20 protein-coding genes and 1 tRNA gene are annotated in these 18,534 nt (G+C 63.0%); 5 read left to right on the top strand and 16 right to left on the bottom strand.

Annotated elements, in window-relative coordinates; translation table 11 throughout:
• Positions 1 to 137: 137 nt before the first annotated feature.
• The 3 genes from M5C98_RS08845 to M5C98_RS08835 all read right to left on the bottom strand — a co-directional run bounded on the left by M5C98_RS08845 (position 138) and on the right by M5C98_RS08835 (position 3,053).
• Entirely contained in the window at positions 138 to 1,163 is a 1,026-nt protein-coding gene (locus M5C98_RS08845) for a Bug family tripartite tricarboxylate transporter substrate binding protein (RefSeq protein ID WP_272552238.1), read from the bottom strand.
• A 79-nt stretch (positions 1,164 to 1,242) separates the two neighbouring features.
• Entirely contained in the window at positions 1,243 to 1,677 is a 435-nt protein-coding gene (locus M5C98_RS08840) for an AtuA-related protein (RefSeq protein WP_442867248.1), read from the bottom strand.
• Between the two features lie 23 nt (positions 1,678 to 1,700).
• Positions 1,701 to 3,053, bottom strand: coding sequence for an acyclic terpene utilization AtuA family protein (locus M5C98_RS08835; RefSeq protein WP_272552237.1), 1,353 nt, complete (start codon positions 3,051 to 3,053; stop codon positions 1,701 to 1,703).
• A gap of 81 nt (positions 3,054 to 3,134) precedes the next feature.
• On the opposite strand from M5C98_RS08835, the gene M5C98_RS08830 reads away from it, so the two are divergent.
• The gene (locus M5C98_RS08830; protein ID WP_272552235.1) at positions 3,135 to 4,040 is read left to right on the top strand and encodes a LysR family transcriptional regulator; all 906 of its coding nucleotides are present in this window, start codon (positions 3,135 to 3,137) and stop codon (positions 4,038 to 4,040) included.
• A gap of 103 nt (positions 4,041 to 4,143) precedes the next feature.
• On the opposite strand, the gene M5C98_RS08825 is transcribed toward M5C98_RS08830, so the two are convergent.
• Together M5C98_RS08825 and M5C98_RS08820 are read right to left on the bottom strand one after the other, a co-directional pair.
• Entirely contained in the window at positions 4,144 to 4,296 is a 153-nt protein-coding gene (locus M5C98_RS08825; RefSeq protein ID WP_272552234.1) for a hypothetical protein, read from the bottom strand.
• 125 nt (positions 4,297 to 4,421) lie between these two features.
• Entirely contained in the window at positions 4,422 to 4,781 is a 360-nt protein-coding gene (locus M5C98_RS08820) for a hypothetical protein (protein ID WP_272552233.1), read from the bottom strand.
• Between the two features lie 152 nt (positions 4,782 to 4,933).
• Here M5C98_RS08820 and M5C98_RS08815 point away from each other — a divergent pair, with 152 nt between their 5' ends.
• The 3 genes from M5C98_RS08815 (at position 4,934) to M5C98_RS08805 (ending at position 5,859) form a co-directional block, all read left to right on the top strand.
• Positions 4,934 to 5,245, top strand: coding sequence for a hypothetical protein (locus tag M5C98_RS08815; RefSeq protein ID WP_272552232.1), 312 nt, complete (start codon positions 4,934 to 4,936; stop codon positions 5,243 to 5,245).
• Between the two features lie 43 nt (positions 5,246 to 5,288).
• A complete protein-coding gene (locus tag M5C98_RS08810; RefSeq protein ID WP_272552231.1) occupies positions 5,289 to 5,570 on the top strand; it encodes a hypothetical protein in 282 nt (93 codons plus the stop codon).
• Positions 5,571 to 5,682: 112 nt separating this feature from the next.
• Entirely contained in the window at positions 5,683 to 5,859 is a 177-nt protein-coding gene (locus M5C98_RS08805) for a DUF3606 domain-containing protein (RefSeq protein WP_272552229.1), read from the top strand.
• Between the two features lie 1,037 nt (positions 5,860 to 6,896).
• On the opposite strand, the gene M5C98_RS08800 is transcribed toward M5C98_RS08805, so the two are convergent.
• From M5C98_RS08800 to tolB, 6 genes are all read right to left on the bottom strand, one after another.
• The gene (locus M5C98_RS08800) at positions 6,897 to 8,537 is read right to left on the bottom strand and encodes a hypothetical protein (protein WP_272552228.1); all 1,641 of its coding nucleotides are present in this window, start codon (positions 8,535 to 8,537) and stop codon (positions 6,897 to 6,899) included.
• 745 nt (positions 8,538 to 9,282) lie between these two features.
• A tRNA-Lys gene (locus tag M5C98_RS08795) sits at positions 9,283 to 9,358 on the bottom strand.
• A gap of 68 nt (positions 9,359 to 9,426) precedes the next feature.
• A complete protein-coding gene (locus M5C98_RS08790; protein ID WP_272553221.1) occupies positions 9,427 to 10,161 on the bottom strand; it encodes a tRNA threonylcarbamoyladenosine dehydratase in 735 nt (244 codons plus the stop codon).
• A gap of 92 nt (positions 10,162 to 10,253) precedes the next feature.
• The gene (gene ybgF, locus M5C98_RS08785; RefSeq protein ID WP_272552226.1) at positions 10,254 to 11,048 is read right to left on the bottom strand and encodes a tol-pal system protein YbgF; all 795 of its coding nucleotides are present in this window, start codon (positions 11,046 to 11,048) and stop codon (positions 10,254 to 10,256) included.
• Positions 11,048 to 11,599, bottom strand: coding sequence for a peptidoglycan-associated lipoprotein Pal (gene pal / locus M5C98_RS08780; protein WP_272552224.1), 552 nt, complete (start codon positions 11,597 to 11,599; stop codon positions 11,048 to 11,050). The genes ybgF and pal overlap by 1 nt, the downstream gene beginning before the upstream one ends.
• A 58-nt stretch (positions 11,600 to 11,657) precedes the next feature.
• Positions 11,658 to 12,977 carry a Tol-Pal system beta propeller repeat protein TolB gene (gene tolB / locus M5C98_RS08775; protein ID WP_272553220.1) on the bottom strand — a complete coding sequence of 440 codons (1,320 nt, stop codon included), beginning with the start codon at positions 12,975 to 12,977 and terminating at the stop codon, positions 11,658 to 11,660.
• 122 nt (positions 12,978 to 13,099) lie between these two features.
• On the opposite strand from tolB, the gene msbA reads away from it, so the two are divergent.
• Positions 13,100 to 14,881 carry a lipid A export permease/ATP-binding protein MsbA gene (gene msbA / locus M5C98_RS08770; RefSeq protein ID WP_272552223.1) on the top strand — a complete coding sequence of 594 codons (1,782 nt, stop codon included), beginning with the start codon at positions 13,100 to 13,102 and terminating at the stop codon, positions 14,879 to 14,881.
• Between the two features lie 42 nt (positions 14,882 to 14,923).
• Here msbA and M5C98_RS08765 read toward each other — a convergent pair whose 3' ends face one another.
• From M5C98_RS08765 to tmk, 5 genes are read right to left on the bottom strand one after another with little or no spacing between them, the layout of a single operon-like run.
• Positions 14,924 to 15,607 carry an ankyrin repeat domain-containing protein gene (locus M5C98_RS08765; protein WP_272552222.1) on the bottom strand — a complete coding sequence of 228 codons (684 nt, stop codon included), beginning with the start codon at positions 15,605 to 15,607 and terminating at the stop codon, positions 14,924 to 14,926.
• A complete protein-coding gene (locus M5C98_RS08760; RefSeq protein WP_272552221.1) occupies positions 15,604 to 16,413 on the bottom strand; it encodes a TatD family hydrolase in 810 nt (269 codons plus the stop codon). Before M5C98_RS08760 ends, M5C98_RS08765 begins: the two co-directional genes overlap by 4 nt.
• Before the next feature lie 60 nt (positions 16,414 to 16,473).
• Positions 16,474 to 16,833, bottom strand: coding sequence for a PilZ domain-containing protein (locus tag M5C98_RS08755; RefSeq protein WP_272552220.1), 360 nt, complete (start codon positions 16,831 to 16,833; stop codon positions 16,474 to 16,476).
• Positions 16,834 to 16,851: 18 nt separating this feature from the next.
• Positions 16,852 to 17,856, bottom strand: a complete 1,005-nt coding sequence (locus M5C98_RS08750; RefSeq protein ID WP_272552219.1) for a DNA polymerase III subunit delta' — start codon at positions 17,854 to 17,856, stop codon at positions 16,852 to 16,854.
• Positions 17,853 to 18,533, bottom strand: a complete 681-nt coding sequence (tmk, locus tag M5C98_RS08745) for a dTMP kinase (protein WP_272553218.1) — start codon at positions 18,531 to 18,533, stop codon at positions 17,853 to 17,855. Before tmk ends, M5C98_RS08750 begins: the two co-directional genes overlap by 4 nt.
• Between the last annotated feature and the right edge of the window lies 1 nt (position 18,534).

Genomic DNA, 18,534 nt, shown 5'->3' with positions numbered 1-18,534 from the left:
TCATGGTCTTGTCTCCGGAAGGTTCTTGGGTGTCGTCGTCGGTGCAGGGCAAGGCTGCGCCCACCCCGCCGTGCGCTGCGGCGGGGACGTGCGCGCCTTCAGGGCGCGGCCCGGTGGGCCGTGAAGGGGTCGAGAACCTATTCGGGCTGGATGCCCGCGGCCTTGATGACCTGGCCCCATTTCTGGGTTTCGGTGGCTTGGAACTTCGCGAGTTCGTCGGACGTGGTGGTCCAGGCCTCGGAGCCCGCCATGTCATAGAAAGACTGGGCCGCCGCGCTCTTGGTGGCCTGCCCGAGCAATTCGTTGAGCCGCGCCACCACGGGGGCCGGCGTGCCCGCCGGCACGTAGGCGGCGAACCAGTAGCCCATGTCGTAGCCCTTCACGCCGGCCTCCTCGATGGTGGGCACGTCGGGCAGTTGCGCGCCGCGCTTCTTCGTCGAATAGCCCAGCGCGCGCAGCTTGCCGGCCTTGATCTGCGGCACGCCCGTGGAGGTGTCGGTGATCATGAGATCGATCTGCCCGCCCAGCAGGTCGGTGATGGCCAGGGGGTTGCTCTTGTAGGGCACGTGCAGGATGTCCACGCCGGCCAGTTGCTTGAGCATTTCCCCCGCGACGCGGCTGGACGAGCTGCCGCTGCCGAAGCTGAGCTTGCCCGGGCTTTTCTTGGCCGCCGCGATCAGCTCGCCCACGTTCTTGTAGGGTGCCGCGGCGTTCACCACCAGCACCTGCCCACCCTTGCCCAGGCCGGTGACCGGCACGAAATCCTTTACCGGGTCATAGGACAGCTTTTTGTACAGGTGCTCGTTGGCGGCGTGCGTGGTGTTGGTGGTGATGAGCACGGTGTAGCCGTCCGGCGCGGCCTTGGCCACGGCCTGCGCGGCGATCATGCCGCTGGCGCCGGCCTTGTTGTCCACCACCACCGCCTGCCTGGTGTCGGTGGTCACGGACTGGCCGATGGCGCGCGCGAGCTGGTCGGTGGCGCTGCCCGCGGCGAACGGCACGACGAAGGTGATGGGCTTGGACGGATAGGCCGGGACCTGGGCAGCGGCCGGCCCGGCCACCGCCAGGCCCAGAACCGCCGCCGCGGTGGCGGCGAGCGCATGGCGGCGCGAGGCATGCCGGTGCGGTTCGGGGCGAGGCTGGGGTGGGGAAAAGGGGTTCATGTCGTCTCCTGTGTGGTTATGGAAAAAGCGATGCAGGACCGCGGGCCGGCGCATGGCCGGGCGCGGCATTCGAAAAGCGTCACCCGGGCGGTCCCGCCAGGTGCGCGGCCAGTGCGGCAGGCACCTCGACGGGCAGGTCGAGCAGCAGGAACGACAGCGCCTTGCCGTGGCTGTCGAGGTTGAGCGCATCGTTCACGCCGCCGTCCAGCACGTCGTCGATGACGAAGTTCATGGCGTGCAGGTTCGGCAGCAGGTAGCGCGCGACGCGGCTGGGCCGGCGCAGCGCGAACTGGCGCGCCACGGCGGCCTCGGTGACCTGCGCGGTCAGCACCTCCCACAGCGCGGGATGCCAGGCGATCACGCTGATGTTGGAGCGGTTGCCTTTGTCGCCCGTGCGGCTGTGCGCGAGGCGGTACAGGGGCACGGTCAAGGGCGCGGCAGACACTGCAGCGGAGGCAGCATCGGAAGATGGGGCGGCAGCCGATGCGGGGATCGAAGGGATGGCGGTGGTCATGGCGGGTTCCTCGGGGCTCGGCGTCAATCCAGCATCACGTGGCCCACGGCCACGGACTCGCGCGGCACCAGGCACGACACCGTGCCCAGGCGCGGGCGCATCGCGGTGCGCACGCCGCCGCCGCCCGCCGGGCCGCAGCAGTAAAGCGCCGTCACTTCGCGCACCAGGCGCTGGGCGCTGGCATGCTCCCGGTGCTGCAGCGCCACACGCAGGCGCACATCGCGGGCATCGCCGGCCGCAGCCGCGTCCCGCCAATGCCCGGCGTCGTCGCCGAACACGCTGGTCACCCCGATCAGGTCGATGCGCAGCGGGGCGACGCCGGCCAGGCGCTCGCGCAGAACCTCGCCCGCCAGCCGCGCGCGCGCTTCGGCACGCGCCCCCGCATAGGAAATCTCGCCCTCGGCGAACCAGCCGGATTCGAAGCACACATTCACCTTGAGCGACGGTGGCCGTGCATGGCCGCTCACCCCTTCCAGCCGCACGCGGTCGGTGCCGGCCGGCAGCACGCGCGCGGTGGTGATGTCGGCCACCACATCGGGCGTGAGGTAGGCGGCCGGGTCGTGCAGCTCGTACAGCAACTGCTCCTTCACCGTGCGCTCGTCGATGCGCCCGCCGGTGCCCGCGGGCTTGGCGATGGTGCAGTGGCCGTCCGCGTCGATCTCGGCGATGGGGTAGCCCAGTTGCGCCATGCCCGGCACGTCCTTGTAGCCCGGGTCGGCGAAGTACCCGCCGGTGACCTGCGCGCCGCATTCCAGCAGATGCCCGGCCATGGTGGCGCGCGCCAGGCGATCCCAATCGTCCGGGGCCCAGCCGAAGTGCGCCAAGGCCGGCCCGAGCACCAGCGAGGGGTCCGCCACGCGGCCGCACACCACGATGTCGGCGCCGGCGCGCAGCGCGTCCGCGATCGGCTGCGCGCCGATGTACGCATTGGCGCTCACGATGGGGTCGGTGGGCAGGGCCGCGCCCAGCGCCTTCGCCAGCACGGCACGGTGCCCGTCTCCGCTCAGGTCATCGCCCTGCACCACGGCAATGCGCGGGCGGCGGGCACCCAGTGCTTCAGCCAATTGGTGGATGCGGCGCGCAGCGCCCGACGGATTGGCCGCGCCGAAATTGCTCACGATGCGAATGCCGTGCTGCAGGCATTGCGCCAGCACGGGACGCAGCAGGTCGTCGAGCAGCGGCTCGTAGCCGGCGTCCGGATTGGCACGGCGCGCCAACTGGGCCAGGGCCAGGGTGCGCTCGGCCAGGGTTTCGAAAATCAATACCGCAGGCTGGCCGCTGGCGATGAGGGCCTGCACCACAGGTGCGGCGGCATCGGTGCGGTCGCCCGAAAAGCCGGCGGCGCAGCCGACCAGCAGGTTCTTTGGGGGGGCCATGGTTGTCTCCTGGTGGCCAATGTAGGCTCCGCGCGTTATTCTGTGAAATAGATAATCAAGATTGATTCATCCAAATTTCCAATGAATATCTCCACGCGACAGATCGACGCCTTCCTCGCCCTGGCCGGGCAGCGCAGCTTCACGCGGGCGGCCGCGCACTGCCACCTTTCGCAGCCTGCATTCAGCGCGCTCATCCGCACGCTGGAAGATGCGATGGGCCTGCGGCTGTTCGACCGCAGCACGCGCCATGTGGACCTGACGGCGGAAGGGGAGGATTTTCTGGAATCCGCGCGCCGCATCCGGGCCGAGGTCGACAACGCTTTCGCCGCGGTGCACGACACCGCCACGCTGCGGCGTGGACGGGTGGCGATCGCATTGCTGCCATCCCTGGCGGCGGGCTGGCTGCCGGGCGTGCTTGCGGCGTATCGCGCAGCCCATCCCGGCATAGAGCTGGACATTGCCGATGTGCTGTCGGAACCCTGCATCGAGCGTGTGGCCACGGGCAAGGCCGACTTCGCGCTGGCCGCCATCCGGGCCGATACGCCGGAATTGCAGGCCGAGCCGTTCAGCAGCGACGGTTTTCACCTGGTGTGCCGCGCCGACCATCCGCTCGCGCGCCGCCGGCGCAGCGGCGGCAAGGTCGTTGCCCTGCAACCCGCCGACCTGGCAGCGTTCCCTTTCGTGCACCTGGCGCGAACCAGCAGCGTGCGCCAGTACCTGGAAGCCGCCCTGCATCCACAGGCAATGAGCACGCTCATGGAAGTGGAACAGCTCGCCACCGTGATGGGCATGGTGCGTGCGGGCCTGGGCATCAGCGTGGTGCCCACGCTCACCCTGTTCCACTTCGACCAGCCGGGGCTGGTGACGCGAGCCCTGACACTGCCGGGCCTCACGCGGCAGATCTACCTGGTTCGCCGGCGGGATAGAAGCTTGTCGGTCGCTGCCAAGGCCATGTATGCACTGGTCATGGCGCACCGGCCGCGATGACAGCCATTTGCTACTATTTATATAGCAAACAAAGACGTGGTTATTGCGGTGGCGGCCAAATGAACCAGCAGTCCATCATCGCCGACCCACCCGCGAACCGGCCTCAGTGGTGCGGAGGCGGCTCCTGCACCGGGGGTTCATCGCCCGCAGGCGGCGGGTCTTCGACCGGCGATACGGGAGCCCAGGCGGGTTGCGGCGGCGTGTCCAGGGGTGGCAGTGGAGTGGGGGTCGGAATGGGTACGGAGGATGCGTGCATGGGTAGCCTCTATTGGGTCAATGGAAACCTCGGGAAGGGCTCTGTCGACAGCGATGGGGGGTTGTCGATGCGCGTTGCAGCGCGGCAAAACCCAGCAACGAGCTGCGGACAACAACGCGAGCGTGCTACTCCGTCTTTTTCCGGTCATCGAGTTCGCCGATCAGCGCTGCTCCCTGCCGTGACGACAGGCGGGGCGCCTTGTGCGCCTCGCCCCCGTAGTCCAGGCCCAGGCCGCGCGCCGAGCCGGAAGCATCGACGGCTGCGATCGGGCCGGTGGGGTCCTCATGCACAGGGTTTTCAGGCGCCCGGTTGGCGTAACTGGACTCGTCGCCGCTGGCCCCAAAGCGCCTGGCGCTTGCGCCATCGCCCCGGTTTTCACCATCCACCTCGCTGCTGCCGCGCGAGTCGTCCCGCATGCCATAGAGGTTGAAGTGGCCCTGATCGCGCTGGCGATCCTGCTCGGGCGTCAATTTGTCGTGTGCCATTTTTTCGCTCCTGAAAAGGAAGCTGCCAGCCTAGGCCTGGTACCGAAAGGCAGGTGTAGGACCAGTGCTTCCAAGTCGTTTGCCCAAAAACCCGGATGAAAATTGCGCCAAAATACTGTAAATTCATACAGCATCAAACACAGGAGCGCCCCATGGAAACGGAAGAACTCATCTACACGGTCACCCTGCGCGACTATCCAGAGACCTTGCCCGAACGGGAGCGCGCCAGCGCTGAACGCCGCTATGCCAAAGCGATGGAAAAGGCGTTTGGGTCGGCCGCCCAGGTCGCCGCCGCGCTGGACACGTTGCGCAGCCTGGAAGAGTCGCCGCCGGAAGTCGTGCTACCCGCAGACCTCACTTTGCTGCGGCAATGGGGCAAAGCCAGCACCGCGGCGCGCCAGGCGGCATTCCAGGGACTGGGCGAAGCGGAAGGCGCGTACTTCGACGTGCATCTGGCGGGATGAATCGGCGTTGTTGCCTGTTCTTTTTCAATCCTTGTCCACGCCCATGGGTTTCGACCAAATCGCCATTGCATTGCTGGGGGCGACCGCTGCCTGGCTTTCGCAGTCACGCCACGAAGAGCGGCGGCGCTGGGCCTGCATCTTCGGCATGCTGGGCCAGCCTTTCTGGTTCTATGCCAGTTGGACGGCCGGCCAGTGGGGCATCTTCGCCGTCAGCATCCTCTACATGGGTGCCTGGCTTCGCGGCCTGTGGATTCATTGGCTGACGGCACGCCACGCGCCGCAAGGCATTGCAACCATTCAACTGGCCCCGCAACGCAGACCGTGATCCTGCTGCAGGCCAGGCGCCGCGACGCTCCCCGTCCTGCCGCACTCGTCCTACGCGACGCTTGAGCGCTGCAGACCTAGCATGGGCGCTCTCAAATCATCAGGAGCGAGACATGTCGGATGACTCCACGAAAATCGCGGAAGACCGCAACCTCATCAGCTTGGCCGAAGCCTATGAGGTGCGCGACTGGACCCAGTCTTTGAACTGCACCGAAGATGAATTGCGCGCCGCAGTCAAAGCCGTGGGCCATTCGGCGCAGGCCGTGCGCTCGTACCTTGCGAACCGGTAGGTGGCCGCGATGTGGAAAGAACCAGTAGGCAAATTGGCGGATCTTCGGCAAGCCTGCATGTCGCAGTCATGGGATGACCCGATGGACGCTGCTCTTTTGCCACTGCAGCCACAACAAGCACAACTTGAAGCCGAAGCCCGCGTACAGATGAGCCATGCGGACGCGCCTTCAAAACAGTCTGGTTGATGGCTGTCTGGACGGATCAGCGGCAGGGTTTCTATGGCTGGATTGGCCCAACAAGCGCTTGGGTGCTCGCGCACCATCTCCGTGCCCAAGCAGGCCACATCGAGCTGCTCTGCACCAATAAAGCACTTTCCATGCAGTGGGACGTAACGCTGGCCAACAGCACCTAATATCGACCTGTCGACACTCCCTGTCGACACCTCCCTTTCTTGCTCTTGAGCAAGTTTCAGCCCGCCTCGTGCGGGCTGCCTTTTTTGTGCTGCACTTTCGTTCTCGTCATGGCCGACTTGAATGCACAATGCAAAAGGATGGAAGAAAGGTCACGCCTGTCATGCTTGCGAAACGGCATGGCCCAGGGCAAATACTCCGTTGATGCGATAGAAGCCCATTGCCTTGTTCACGCGCCTTCGCAGTGCGTCATGGCCATCTTCCTAATCACTGGGGGGTGTGGTTTCTTAATGAGCGGCGTGTTGATGCCGCAAGACGCTTCACACCGCTGATCGCAGCATTCATACGCGAGCATTTTCAGTTTCGGCGAAGGCGCAAATACTGTATACCAATGCCATCGAGCAGCCATGTAAGGCCTGAAAATCCGACCACCACAAAGCAAAAAGCGCCGCAACCCAAACGGGTGCAGCGCTTTGCTATCTCCGATGGGATGTGCGGGTGTCTAACTCACGACAAACGGATTAAAGTCCTGAGCAGAATCTAATATTCATTGATTCAGAGCCATCTTCCTAGAAATCAGTAGACCGAAGAATCCGGGCAGGTCAGCGCGAGCCGCAGGGCCACCTGAGCTGAGCATTGCGGAGTGGGCGGCGACGTCGCGCTCCCGTCGGAATGAAAAGGCCGCGTCAATTTGGCAGAACGGGCTTTTCCGGCAATGGCAACGTGCAGTACCAGTGGAAAGTTAGCACCTTCAAATTACACCCGGTGGTGGTGCCGTTTAAGCTGTAGCCCGACAGTCCAACCAGCCGGCCGTCGGCCGTTCCTTCAGGCGCATGGGAGTCGAATCCACTATTTCCAGGGCTTCCGGCGAGAAAGCTCTGCCCGTTATCAGCAGTGAAACCCAACGCGTTGATCAGAGTGGAAGAGCGACCTTTTGAGTTAATGATGCTCTGGCCAGTGGCCAGTGCGACCTCGAAAGGGGCGGCATTCGTATCACCGGTGCGGCCCTGCACACCAGTGGAAGTGCCGTCTATAAACACCTCCAACGAATCGATCAGGTCACCCGCTCGCACTCGCACCTGTGTGATCCGTTTGCCATCATCCGCTACCGCGCTGAACCTCGTGCTCTCCTGAAAATCGCCATATGGCCCTTCCACAAAAACCACTTCTGGCGCCCGAATGGGTGTGAGGTTGTCGGGATTAGTCCAACTCCAGAGCTGAGTCTGAGCGGTGTTCTGATCGATCTGCCAAGCCAATTCGTTTGTCACCACCTCAGTGTGCTTGGCTGCCGCGTACTCGGCGCGCCTCTTGGCTCCACCGCTGTATTCCTCCACACCTCGCCATCCACTGTAAGTGTCATACGGCGTCCACTTATCGACGGTGATCGAGCTATTGTCCTGCAGCTTGATCATGGTTGCCCGCAGCGCCAGCAGCTCAGCACGTGCTGCGGCGATGGCCGCTTGGTATACATCAATCTTCTCCTGCAACCGGCGTACTCGTTTAGCGCGTTCATCAGGGCTAAGCCGGTCACCAAATATTTCCTCATGGAACAGGATTTCCTCCCGCATGGTGAGCAACATGATCGAGCCGAAGGGCAAAGAAAACTTGAGGGTTTTCTGAGGATCCTCCACGTCAAGAAAACTCGGCTCCAGGAAATCCAGCGTGTTAATCAGCGCTGTGAAATTTCCTGCACGCTCCGATTCTGTCGACTCCACATAGTTGCGCATCACGTTGTAGAGGCCTTGCAGCTTAATGGTGAGCTCTTTATCGATAAGCTGGTCATACACCGTGCCGACCACCTGACTGATGTAGTTTTGAAAGCTGGCCCAAGCCTGCTCTTTGTTGGTTCGGGGATCGGGCCAAAGACCGTACACCATGGTCTTGAGCGCAGCGCCCACGACGGGGACCAGCATCAACGCCGAGCCGAGAGCCGTGCGGAAGAAGTTGTTGATGGTAGAGGCTGAGACCACACCGTCGTTGTCCTCAACGGCCCAGGTCACCGTTGTCGGTGCAGGAAAGGACGCCGGTTGGTAATCGTAGAGCTTGAAGCTGTCGATAGTGCCGCCCATTCCGTACGCGTCCAAGTCTTCAATCGTCTGGTTGGGATAGAAATAGGCCGTCTTGCCGCCGTAATCATCATCTTTGAATACCTGAATCCACGCCCGCGAACCGAGTACAAGGGAATCGGTTTCGTCGCCTCCCTTTTCGCCGGTCGAGAACGTGTAGTCGTTCAGGTCCGCCACGTCTAGCGGGCCGTCGAAACGCTTCGTTCCGCCGCTCTTTTTCTCACCGTCGTAAAACTGCACCCAGCAACCGTCAGTAGCCATTGGTTTCTCCCTCTTAAATAGAGCGCTTTCGCGAGCGATGACCTCCGATTTTCTTAACCAGATGCGTCACTGACGATCATATAGAGGGGTCGTGGATACAACGAGGTTTATCTCGATGCTGCACTGCAGGAAGGTGGAGTTCAATTTTCCTGCTAGATGCGGAGCCATGCTTCCGTGTGGCCTGGGCCATGGTGATGCGGGTGGCGGCAGCGGGGATGCGCGGTTTGTTCACGCCTCGACATACAGGCCGCCAACCTCGATGACAAGGCGCCCGACGTAGTGGTCAGGGCTGGCCTTGTCGAGGGTGTTCGCCGTGACCCAGTCCACTTTCACATGGCTTGCATGGCAGTGGTCTGGGCGAACTCCTACAGAGCGGCGCGCACGGCAGCCCCGATCTTCACGGCCTCCAGTTCGATGGCAACTTTGATGGTCATGGCATTCTTTCAATCGGATGACGAACACGTTGCGGAAGATCCGCCGTCACTGCACGAGGATCCAGAGACCCAGGTGCCCGATGCGCCACCGCCGCCAAAGTCCCCGCCGCCACCGGACACGAGGGGCGAGATGCTGTCCTTGCGCTCTGTCCCCCGCGCGTGGACGTCGCGAACGCGCCGGGCCAGGTGCTCCAGCTTTCTGGCTGCGGGGCAGGTGCTGGCGTTGGGACAGCAGCAGGCCTAGGTTGAATTCCCACGGTGGGAATAAAAAAGGCGCTACAACTTTGATAGCTGTAGCGCCTTTGCATACTTGGTGGGACGTGCGGGGGTCGAACCCACGACAAACGGATTAAAAGTCCGCTGCTCTACCAACTGAGCTAACGTCCCATCATTTGCCACATCAGCCGTAGCCGCCGCAGCAAAGCCTCGAATTATAGCGTCTTTTAAGAGCGAATCTATCGCCCAGGGCTGGTTGCCAACATGTCCAAAACCCAACCAGCGGCACACTGGCCAAATGTGGCAGTCACAGCCACCACCGAGCCGTAGCCATGGCAATTGAGCGAACCATCACTGTCGCCCGCGATATCACAGGAGGCATGGGGAGGTGCCACCGCTTCCCGGCTGAATACGCACTGAACGCCGATGCGGCGCCCCTCTTTCGCGGCACCATAGTGCTTGCGGAGCCGGTAGCGCATCTGGGCGAGCAACGGATCGTGCGTGGTATTCGACAGATCGTCGATGTCCACCTTGTGCGCCAACCGTTTGCCGCCTGCGGCACCCACCGCCACCAGCCGATGTTTGCCGCGAATCGCCCAGTCAGCGATCACCGCCTTGGTCTTGACCTGGTCACAGGCATCCACGACCGCATCGACCCGGTGCGGTAGCAATGCTGGCCAGTTGTCCGCATCCGCAAACTCCTCGATGCAGATCACCTCGCATTCAGGATTGATCTGTCCAATGCGGTCTCGCATGGCTTCGACCTTGGCCTGGCCCACCGTGCTGGACAGGGCATGGATCTGGCGGTTGATATTGGACTCAGCCACCTGGTCCAGGTCGATCAAGGTGAGGCGCCCGACACCGCTGCGGGCCAGCGCTTCCGCAGTCCATGAACCCACGCCGCCAATGCCCACCACGGCCACATGCGCGCTGCGGATGCGTGCAGCGCCGTCCACGCCATAGAGCCGCTCCAGGCCGCCAAAGCGGCGCTGAAGATCGGCGCCGCCGACCTCCTCCGTCGCGTGGGCCTGCGAATGGGTCTTCGCCGAAGGCTCGAACGTGCCCGTCACTTCAGGCGCGAAAGGCGTTCTTTGGCCGCTCCAGCCGCTTCGGACTGGGGATAGACGCGGATCAGGTCTTCCAGCGTCTTGCGGGCGGCGCGCGTGTCTTTCAACTCGATCTGGCAGTTGGCGATCGACAACGCGGCCTCCGGGGCACGTGCATGGTCAGGCGCCGCGGCCAGCAAAGCCTTGAAGTTGTTGATGGCTTCCTTGTAGTCGCGTGTGGCGTATTGCGCATTGCCCAGCCAGAACCTGGCTGAAGGCGCATAGCCGCTGCGTGGATACTGCTTCAGGAAATTTCCGAATGCGCTCACGGCATCCGGAAACTTGCCGGTGCGAAAGACTGCCAGTGCCGCATCGAAATCCCGCTTCTCGGCGGGATCGGCTTGGAACTCCTGACCATCCATGGCGACCTTGGCAGGCTCGAACTGGCGCAGTCGCTCGTCCACCCCCTGAGCGATGTCTTTCTGGCGGCGCTGCAACTCGGAGACGTCCCGCAGCAACTGCTCGTTCTGCCCACGCAGATTGGCCTGCTCGGTACGCAGTGTCTCGATCTGCGTTTGCAGATCAAGCAGGCTGCGACGCATCTGCGAGGTTTCATCGCCAGAGCGGCGTAGATCATCGCCAGCACGCTGATTGGCCTGCTGCAATGTGTCCACGCGCTGGCGCAGTTCGAGAATGGCGCGACGCGCTTCCTCATCCTCGAACAGTGCGGCATGGCTTGCCGGGGCAAACGCCGCCGATATGGCCAAGGCCAGTGCGGCCAGCGCCTTGCGGGGAACCACCATCTGCGCGCTCATCAACGGTAAGACAACTCAACGCGGCGATTCTGGGCGTACACGTCTTCCGTGCTGCCTTGGGCCGCAGGCTTTTCCTTACCGAAGCTCACGGCTTCCATCTGGGCTTCCGACACGCCGAGCAAAGCGAGCGAACGGCGCACGGCCTCCGCGCGCTTTTGGCCCAGGGCCAGGTTGTATTCCCGCCCACCGCGCTCGTCGGTGTGGCCTTCGATCATGACCTTGCGGTTCTGGCCTGCCTTGATGAAGCGAGCATGTTGTTCGATCAGCGACTGGAACTCAGGCTTGACTGCGTAGCTGTCGTAGTCGAAATACACGATGCGGCTCACCCCGACTGGACCAGCGCCGTCACGGGCCGACTGGCTCAGGTCCACCGGTGCAACGCCGCTTTGCGAAGCGCCGTTGGGGTTGGCACCACCATTGCCTGGCATGGTGGACGTTGCGCCCTTGTCTTCGACAGGCACATCTTCCAGCTTCACGCCGGAACTGCAGCCGGCCACGATGGCGGCAGCGATGACGATGGCGGAAATGCGTTTGAAGGGAAAACGGTTCATTGAAATACTCCTCAAGTCCAAATAATCAAAAATCGAAAATCGAAAAAATTTTGTTGGTTCACTGTTTTTGGAACGGGCCCCAGTCGGGCTCGCGGATGTCACCGCCCTGCCCGGCCAAGCGTGCCTTGATCTTGCCGTCCAGCGTGGTCGTCATCAGCGCTTCACGGCCCTGTTGCTGCGTTGCATAGACGATCAAGCGGCTATTGGGCGCAAAGCTGGGATTCTCGTCCGCCGTCGTGTCGGTCACAGCCGTGACGGTGCCGTTTGCCAAATCCATGACATGCAGTTTGAAGGCGCCGCCGATGCGGGAAACATAAGCCAACCATTTGCCGTCGGGGCTGATACTGGGGGAAATGTTGTAGGAGCCAGTGAACGTCACGCGCTCGGCGTTGCCCCCGGAGGTGCCGACCTTGTAGATCTGTGGCGCACCGCCCCGGTCGCTTACGAAGTAGATGCTTCGGCCATCGCTGGAGAACATCGGCTCGGTATCGATGCCGGTGCTCTGCATGAGCCGACGCGGCTCGCCGCCATTGGCATCGATGGTGTAGAGCTGGGAGCCACCGTCGCGGCTCAGCGTCACGGCAAGCGTCCGGCCATCAGGCGACCACGCGGGCGCGCTGTTGGAGCCCCTGAAGTTGGCGATCAAACGGCGCCGGCCCGACGCCACGTCGTGCACGTAGACAACCGGCTTGCGCGATTCGAACGACACATAGGCCAACTGCCCTCCGCTGGGCGACCAGGCTGGCGAGATGATGGGCTCGGGGCTGGACAGCGCTGATTGCGCGTTCTCGCCGTCCGCATCGGCCACCCAAAGGCTATAGCGCGTGCCGGACTTGGTGACATACGCGATGCGGGTCGAGAACACGCCGCGCTGGCCCGTGAGCTTTTCGTAGATGAAATCAGCGATGCGGTGAGCCACCAGCCGCAGGTCGCCCTGCGTGACTACGAAACTCTGGCCGCCGAGGTCCTGGCCGCGCACCACGTCCCACAGGCGAAAGCGGATGTCGAAACGGCCATCGGGCAAGCGTGTGACGCTGCCAGTCGTGAGCGACTCGGCACCCTTTTGCTTCCACAGGGCAACATCCGGGCGAGACGTTTCATCGAGCGCAGGGCCGGACGAATCGACTCCCCGAAACTGGCCGCTTCGCTCCAGGTCGGCCTGGATGATGGCGGAAATTTTTTGGGGAGACTGCGCCTCACCACGAAATGGCGAAACCGCAAAGGGAAGCTGGGTCAAACCCACGCCGGTGATCTCGACCCTGAATTGAGCCAGTGCAGGCAGTGCGGAGGAAGAAACCAGCGCGGTGATAGCGTGCCGGCGAGAGAGGTGCGGCAGGGCCGCAGCAGGAATGGAGGATGGATTTCGGTCAATAGTCATTGGCAGCCATCGGATACCGAGCAAATGCCGGTGGACAGACCGTGGATGTTACACACTGGTGGGATACCCCTGTGACAAACTGTGCAAGGTTTGGATGCGGTCCTACGTAGAATCCGCGCCTCATGCAAGCCCAAGACCCACGCACCCCGCCGGCCTCCGAGCAAACCACCCGACTGACCCTGACCGAGAGGCTTCGCCGGCTTTCGGTGTACTTCGGCAACCAGCGCTCCGCGTGGATACTCGCCATACTGGCCACGCTGATAGGAGCGGTCACCGAGCCCCTCATTCCTGCCCTGCTCAAGCCATTGCTCGACCAGGGCTTTACCGAAGGTTCCTTGAAGTTGTGGATGGTCCCGCTGGCCATCATGGGGGTGTTTCTGGTGCGGGGATTGGCACAGTTCGTCGGTCAATATGCCCTTGCCCGCATCGCCAACGAAGGCATGATGAAGTTGCGCGAAGCGCTTTTCGACCGCTTGCTCGCGGCGGAGATGGCCCTGTTCACACGGCAGTCGGCCAGCACCCTTTCCAACACGGTGGTGTATGAGGTCCAGACCGGCGCAACGCTGCTGGTTCAAGCCCTGATGGGACTGTCGCGCGATGGCTTCACTTTGATCGCGCTATTGGGTTATTTGCTCTACCTCAACTGGCAACTCACGCTGATCGTTGCCATCGTGGTGCCAGGGGTGGCCTGGATCATGAAGACGTTGTCCAGACGGCTCTACCACATCACCAAGAGCAGCCAGGAAGCAACGGACCAGTTGGCCTACGTGGTGGAGGAAAACGTGCTGGCACACCGCATGGTTCGTCTGCACGGCGCGCAGCCCAGCCAGTCGCGGCGCTTCGGCGTTCTGAGCCAAAGCCTGAGGCGCCTGGCCATCAAGGCCACCATTGCCTCAGCGGCAATGACCCCCCTCACCCAACTGCTCGCGGCAGCGGCGCTGTCAGGCGTTATCTGCGTGGCACTCTGGCAGAGCCATGCCAGCGGCGACCGGGACGTGACGGTGGGCGGCTTTGCGGCTTTCATCACCGCCATGCTCATGCTGATCGCTCCGATCCGACGCTTGGCCGACGTGGCCAATCCCGTGACTCGCGGTGTCGCAGCCCTGGAACGCGGATTGGCCTTGCTGGGAGACACGCGGGCAGAACAAGGAGGCAGCCATGCGCCTGCGCGCACAACGGGAGCCATTACGCTGCAAGACGTCACCGTGGCGTTCGGCGATGAGCAGGCCATGGCCTTGGACCGAGTGAATTTGACCGTGCACCCCGGAGAAACCGTAGCGCTGGTGGGCCCTTCTGGCGCCGGCAAAACCACCTTGGTGAACCTGTTGCCACGCTTCATCACACCGAGTAGCGGCCAAGTCCTGCTGGACGGGCATCCCGTGTCGCAATGGAACCTGCAAACCCTGCGGTCGCAATTCGCCATGGTCAGCCAAGACGTGGTGATGTTCAACGACACGGTGGCGGCCAACGTGGCCTTGGGAGGCGAAGTGAACGAGCAGCGCGTGCAGGAATGTCTGGTGGCTGCCAACCTCTCGGAGCATGTGGCGGCCCTGCCTTCCGGCATGCACACGGTGGTGGGGCACAACGCCACGCAACTCTCGGGGGGGCAACGCCAGCGCCTGGCGATCGCCCGGGCGCTCTACAAGGACGCGCCGATTCTGATTCTGGACGAAGCCACTTCGGCACTCGATACGGAGTCGGAACGTTTGGTACAGGACGCGCTGCAACGCCTCATGCAGGGGCGGACCACGCTGGTGATCGCGCACCGGCTGTCCACCATCGAGCACGCGGATCGCGTGGTGGTGATGGAGCGCGGCCGCATTGCCGAACAAGGCACGCATGCTGCACTGATGGCGCAAGGCGGCCTGTACGCCCGGCTTCAAACCCGCCCGGCCGGGCACTGACCACAGACTGCGCCACAGGCAAGACTTAAGCTTTTAGCCGGCTTACCACTGTCCGCGGCGAGGCTGGCGCCGGCGCACGGCCTCCGCCACAAGTTCTTCCATGTCCTTGCGATCGGCCCGGCGCGCAAAGTCAGCGGCGCCCAGGCCGATCTGATTGCGCAACGTGGGATCTGCGCCTTCGTCCAGTAGCAGCTTGGCCACATCGGCCGTGCCATAGCTCACGGCCATCATCAACGGCGTGGTGCCGTTGGGCGAGGCAGCATCGATGTAGGCATGGTTTTCAAGCAGCAGCGACGTGATGACGGCTTGCTGCGGCGTGGTGCCGGATGCCGCGTAGTGCAACGGTGTCCAACCTGTTTTATTGACATCAGCATCCTTGGCAATGAGCGCACGGGCCGCTTCAATATTGCCTTTGATCGCAGCCAGCATCAACGGGCTTTCATCCTTGGCGTTCCGCTCCTCCACTTTAATGCCCTTGGCCGCCATCAGTGCTGCGAAAGCCCTCATGGAACCTTCTTTCAAAGCGAGCGTCAGCGCGACCTCGCCCTTGGCGCTGCGCGTATTCGGATCGAAGCCCCGACGTACCAGAGAAGTGATGCCGGAATCGTCGTCGCGCATCACGGCCGTGAAGAAATCCTCGTAGGCTCCGGCGTGCGCGCACGCACCGCACAGCGCCGCAGTGGCCAAAGCGAACGAAGCCAGCACTCGGCGGCGGACCATCATCATGGGGTGGCTCCAGAAAAGAACAGGGTGTCGAAATTGCGGCTGGTGGCCTGCGCCACTTCCTGCACCGGCAGCCCTTTGACTTCGGCCAGCTGCTTCGCCACGAAGGGAACATAAGACGGATTGTTGGTCTTGCCACGGTAGGGCACCGGGGCGAGGTAAGGGCTGTCCGTCTCGATGAGCATCCGGTCCAAGGGCACGAAGGCTGCCACATCACGCAAGTGCTGGGCGCTTTTGAAGGTAACGATGCCGGAAAACGAGATGTAGTAGCCCAAATCGAGGGCAGCACGGGCCACTTCGGCCGTCTCGGTAAAGCAGTGGAAGACCCCGCCCGCCCGATTGCCAGCGCCAGTTTCGCCCTCTTCGCGCAAGATAGCCAGGGTATCGTCCGATGCGCTTCGCGTGTGGATGACCAATGGCTTGCCACACTTGCGAGCAGCCCGGATGTGCGTGCGGAACCGATCGCGCTGCCATTCCAGATCGGCGATGCTGCGGCCGCCCTTGCGGTCTTCCATGCCGAAATAGTCAAGCCCGGTTTCGCCGATGGCAATCACCCTCGGCAAGGCGGCGCGGTCGAGCAGGTCCTGCTCGGATGGTTCGGTAACGCCTTCATTGTCGGGATGCACGCCCACGCTGCTCCAGAAATTGTCGTAGGCCAAGGCCAATCCATGCACGTCGGAAAACTCTTCCAGGGTGGTGCAGATGCAAAGCGCGCGATCCACGCCGGCATCGGCCATGGCTTGGCGGATGGCAGGGAGTTGGGTGGCCAAATCAGGAAAGGTGAGATGGCAATGGGAGTCTGTGAACATGCGCAATCCAAACAAAAATGCCGACCGGCAAACGGTCGGCATGGCAACGGCGCGGGGCCCTCAGAGGGTCTGGGTCGGCCGATCCGATCCCAGGCTGGTACCCAGCAGCTCTTCGATCTTGAGCTTGAGAACGCGGGATTTTTCGTCCCTCGGAAACTGGATGCCGACACCCTGTGTCCGATTGCCGGCAGCCCGGGCGGGCGTCACCCAGGCCACCCTTCCAGCGACGGGATACCGCTGCGTGTCTTCCGGCAGCGTCAATAACACATAGACATCGTCACCGAGCTTGTATTCGCGCTGCGTAGGCACAAAGATGCCGCCTTCGGAAAAGAGGGGGATGTAAGCCGCATACAGAGCCGCCTTCTCCTTGATGGCCAGCTGCATGACGCTGGGACGGGGCGCGGTAGAGGGGCTGCTCATGGTCTTGGGGCGTCTTCTTCAATGGCGCGAGTGTAGGGTGTTTCGCGCTTGGGCAACAAGCGCTTCGAGCATGAGGCCCGCATTGAAGGGGTGATCTGCAGTACGCGCCTCCTTCGCCAGCGCTTTCGCCCAGCGGCTCAAAGGCCCGATACCCGGCGGCGGCGGCAGATCGGCAGCCACAAAGTAGCGTGGCGCGGCACCGACCCGACACGCCATCAGATCATGGCAAAGTTTCTGCAGGGTATCCACTGCCTGGGCCGGAGAAACGTCGGCCAATGCCGTGGCATCTCCCCTGGCAACCGCTTTGGGCAGTTGCGACCACGCTTGCGGACTGCGTCCAGCGCGGGCCAAGCTCAGCGCGTCGTCGGGGCGGCCACCGCACGCCCGCAGAAAGGCACTGGCAGCATCGGATTCCAGCCCTTGTTGCACCAGCCAGGTCACCATGTCGGATTCTGCGGGCCATACCATCGAGTGACCGAGGCAGCGGCTGCGGATGGTAGGCAGCAACTGATGCGCCGCCTCGGTGGCCAGTACAAAGCGCACGTCGCCCGCAGGCTCCTCCAGCGTCTTGAGCAATGCATTGGCCGTCACGTTGTTCATCTGCTCGGCCGGGTACACAAGCACAGCTTTGCCACGGCCACGGGCAGATGTGCGCTGCGCGAATTGCACGGCATCCCGCATGGCATCGACGCGGATCTCGCGGCTTGCCTTGCGTTTTTTATCATCGATTTCAGACTGCGCCTTTTCCGGCAGGGGCCAGGCACGCTCCATCATTTGCGTCTCAGGCATGAGTACGCACAGATCAGCATGCGTTCTGACGTCGACCGCGTGGCAACTGCCACAGTGACCGCATGCCCCGTCACCCGTGGGCTCGTCGCACAACCAGGCACGAACCAGTTCCATCGCCAGCGCATACTGGCCCAGCCCGGATGGGCCACTCAGCAGCCATGCATGGCCTCGCTGTGCCAGCAGCGTCTGGCGCTGCGCCGCGATCCACGGTGCGATTGATGAAAGACCACTCACGGCGCATCCGCAGCAATGTCTGCCGCGGTCGCTGGCAACCAGCCCCGCTGCACGAGCGAGCCGATCAGTTGCGACCAAACCGCGCCTCGAGCCTTCCCTGCATCCAGGCGCACAAAACGATGCGTCGCAGCCGATGCACGCTCGGCGTACCCTTGTCGTACCCGGCTGAAAAACTCGGCAGGCTGGGATTCAAAACGGTCGGGCGCGCGTGCATCCGCAAGGCGTGCAGCCGCAACCCCGGGGGCGAGATCGAACCACAGCGTCAAATCAGGATCACGCATCTTTTTTGCATCCAGCGCAATACCAGATTGGGCCATCTGCTCCAATATTGATAGCAATTTGGTATCGAAGCCGCGTCCACTGCCTTGATAGGCAAAGGTGGCGTCGGTGAAGCGATCGCACAGCACCACCTCGCCCTTCGCCAATGCAGGCTCGATCACGCATCTCAGATGGTCGCGACGGCCCGCGAATACCAGCAACGACTCCGTGAGAGCATCCATGGCGTCATTCAGCAAAAGCGCGCGTATCTTCTCCGCCAGCGGGGTGCCGCCGGGCTCCCGGGTCACCGTGACGGTATGGCCCTGATGCCGAAAGACCGAGGCCAGAGCCTCGATGTGCGATGACTTTCCCGCACCGTCAATGCCTTCGAATGTGATGAACCGACCCGCTGGCTCCATG

It is taken from the genome of Acidovorax sp. NCPPB 3576 (assembly GCF_028473605.1).
Lineage (GTDB): Bacteria > Pseudomonadota > Gammaproteobacteria > Burkholderiales > Burkholderiaceae_C > Paracidovorax.
This window is presented reverse-complemented; position numbering and strand designations above follow the sequence as displayed.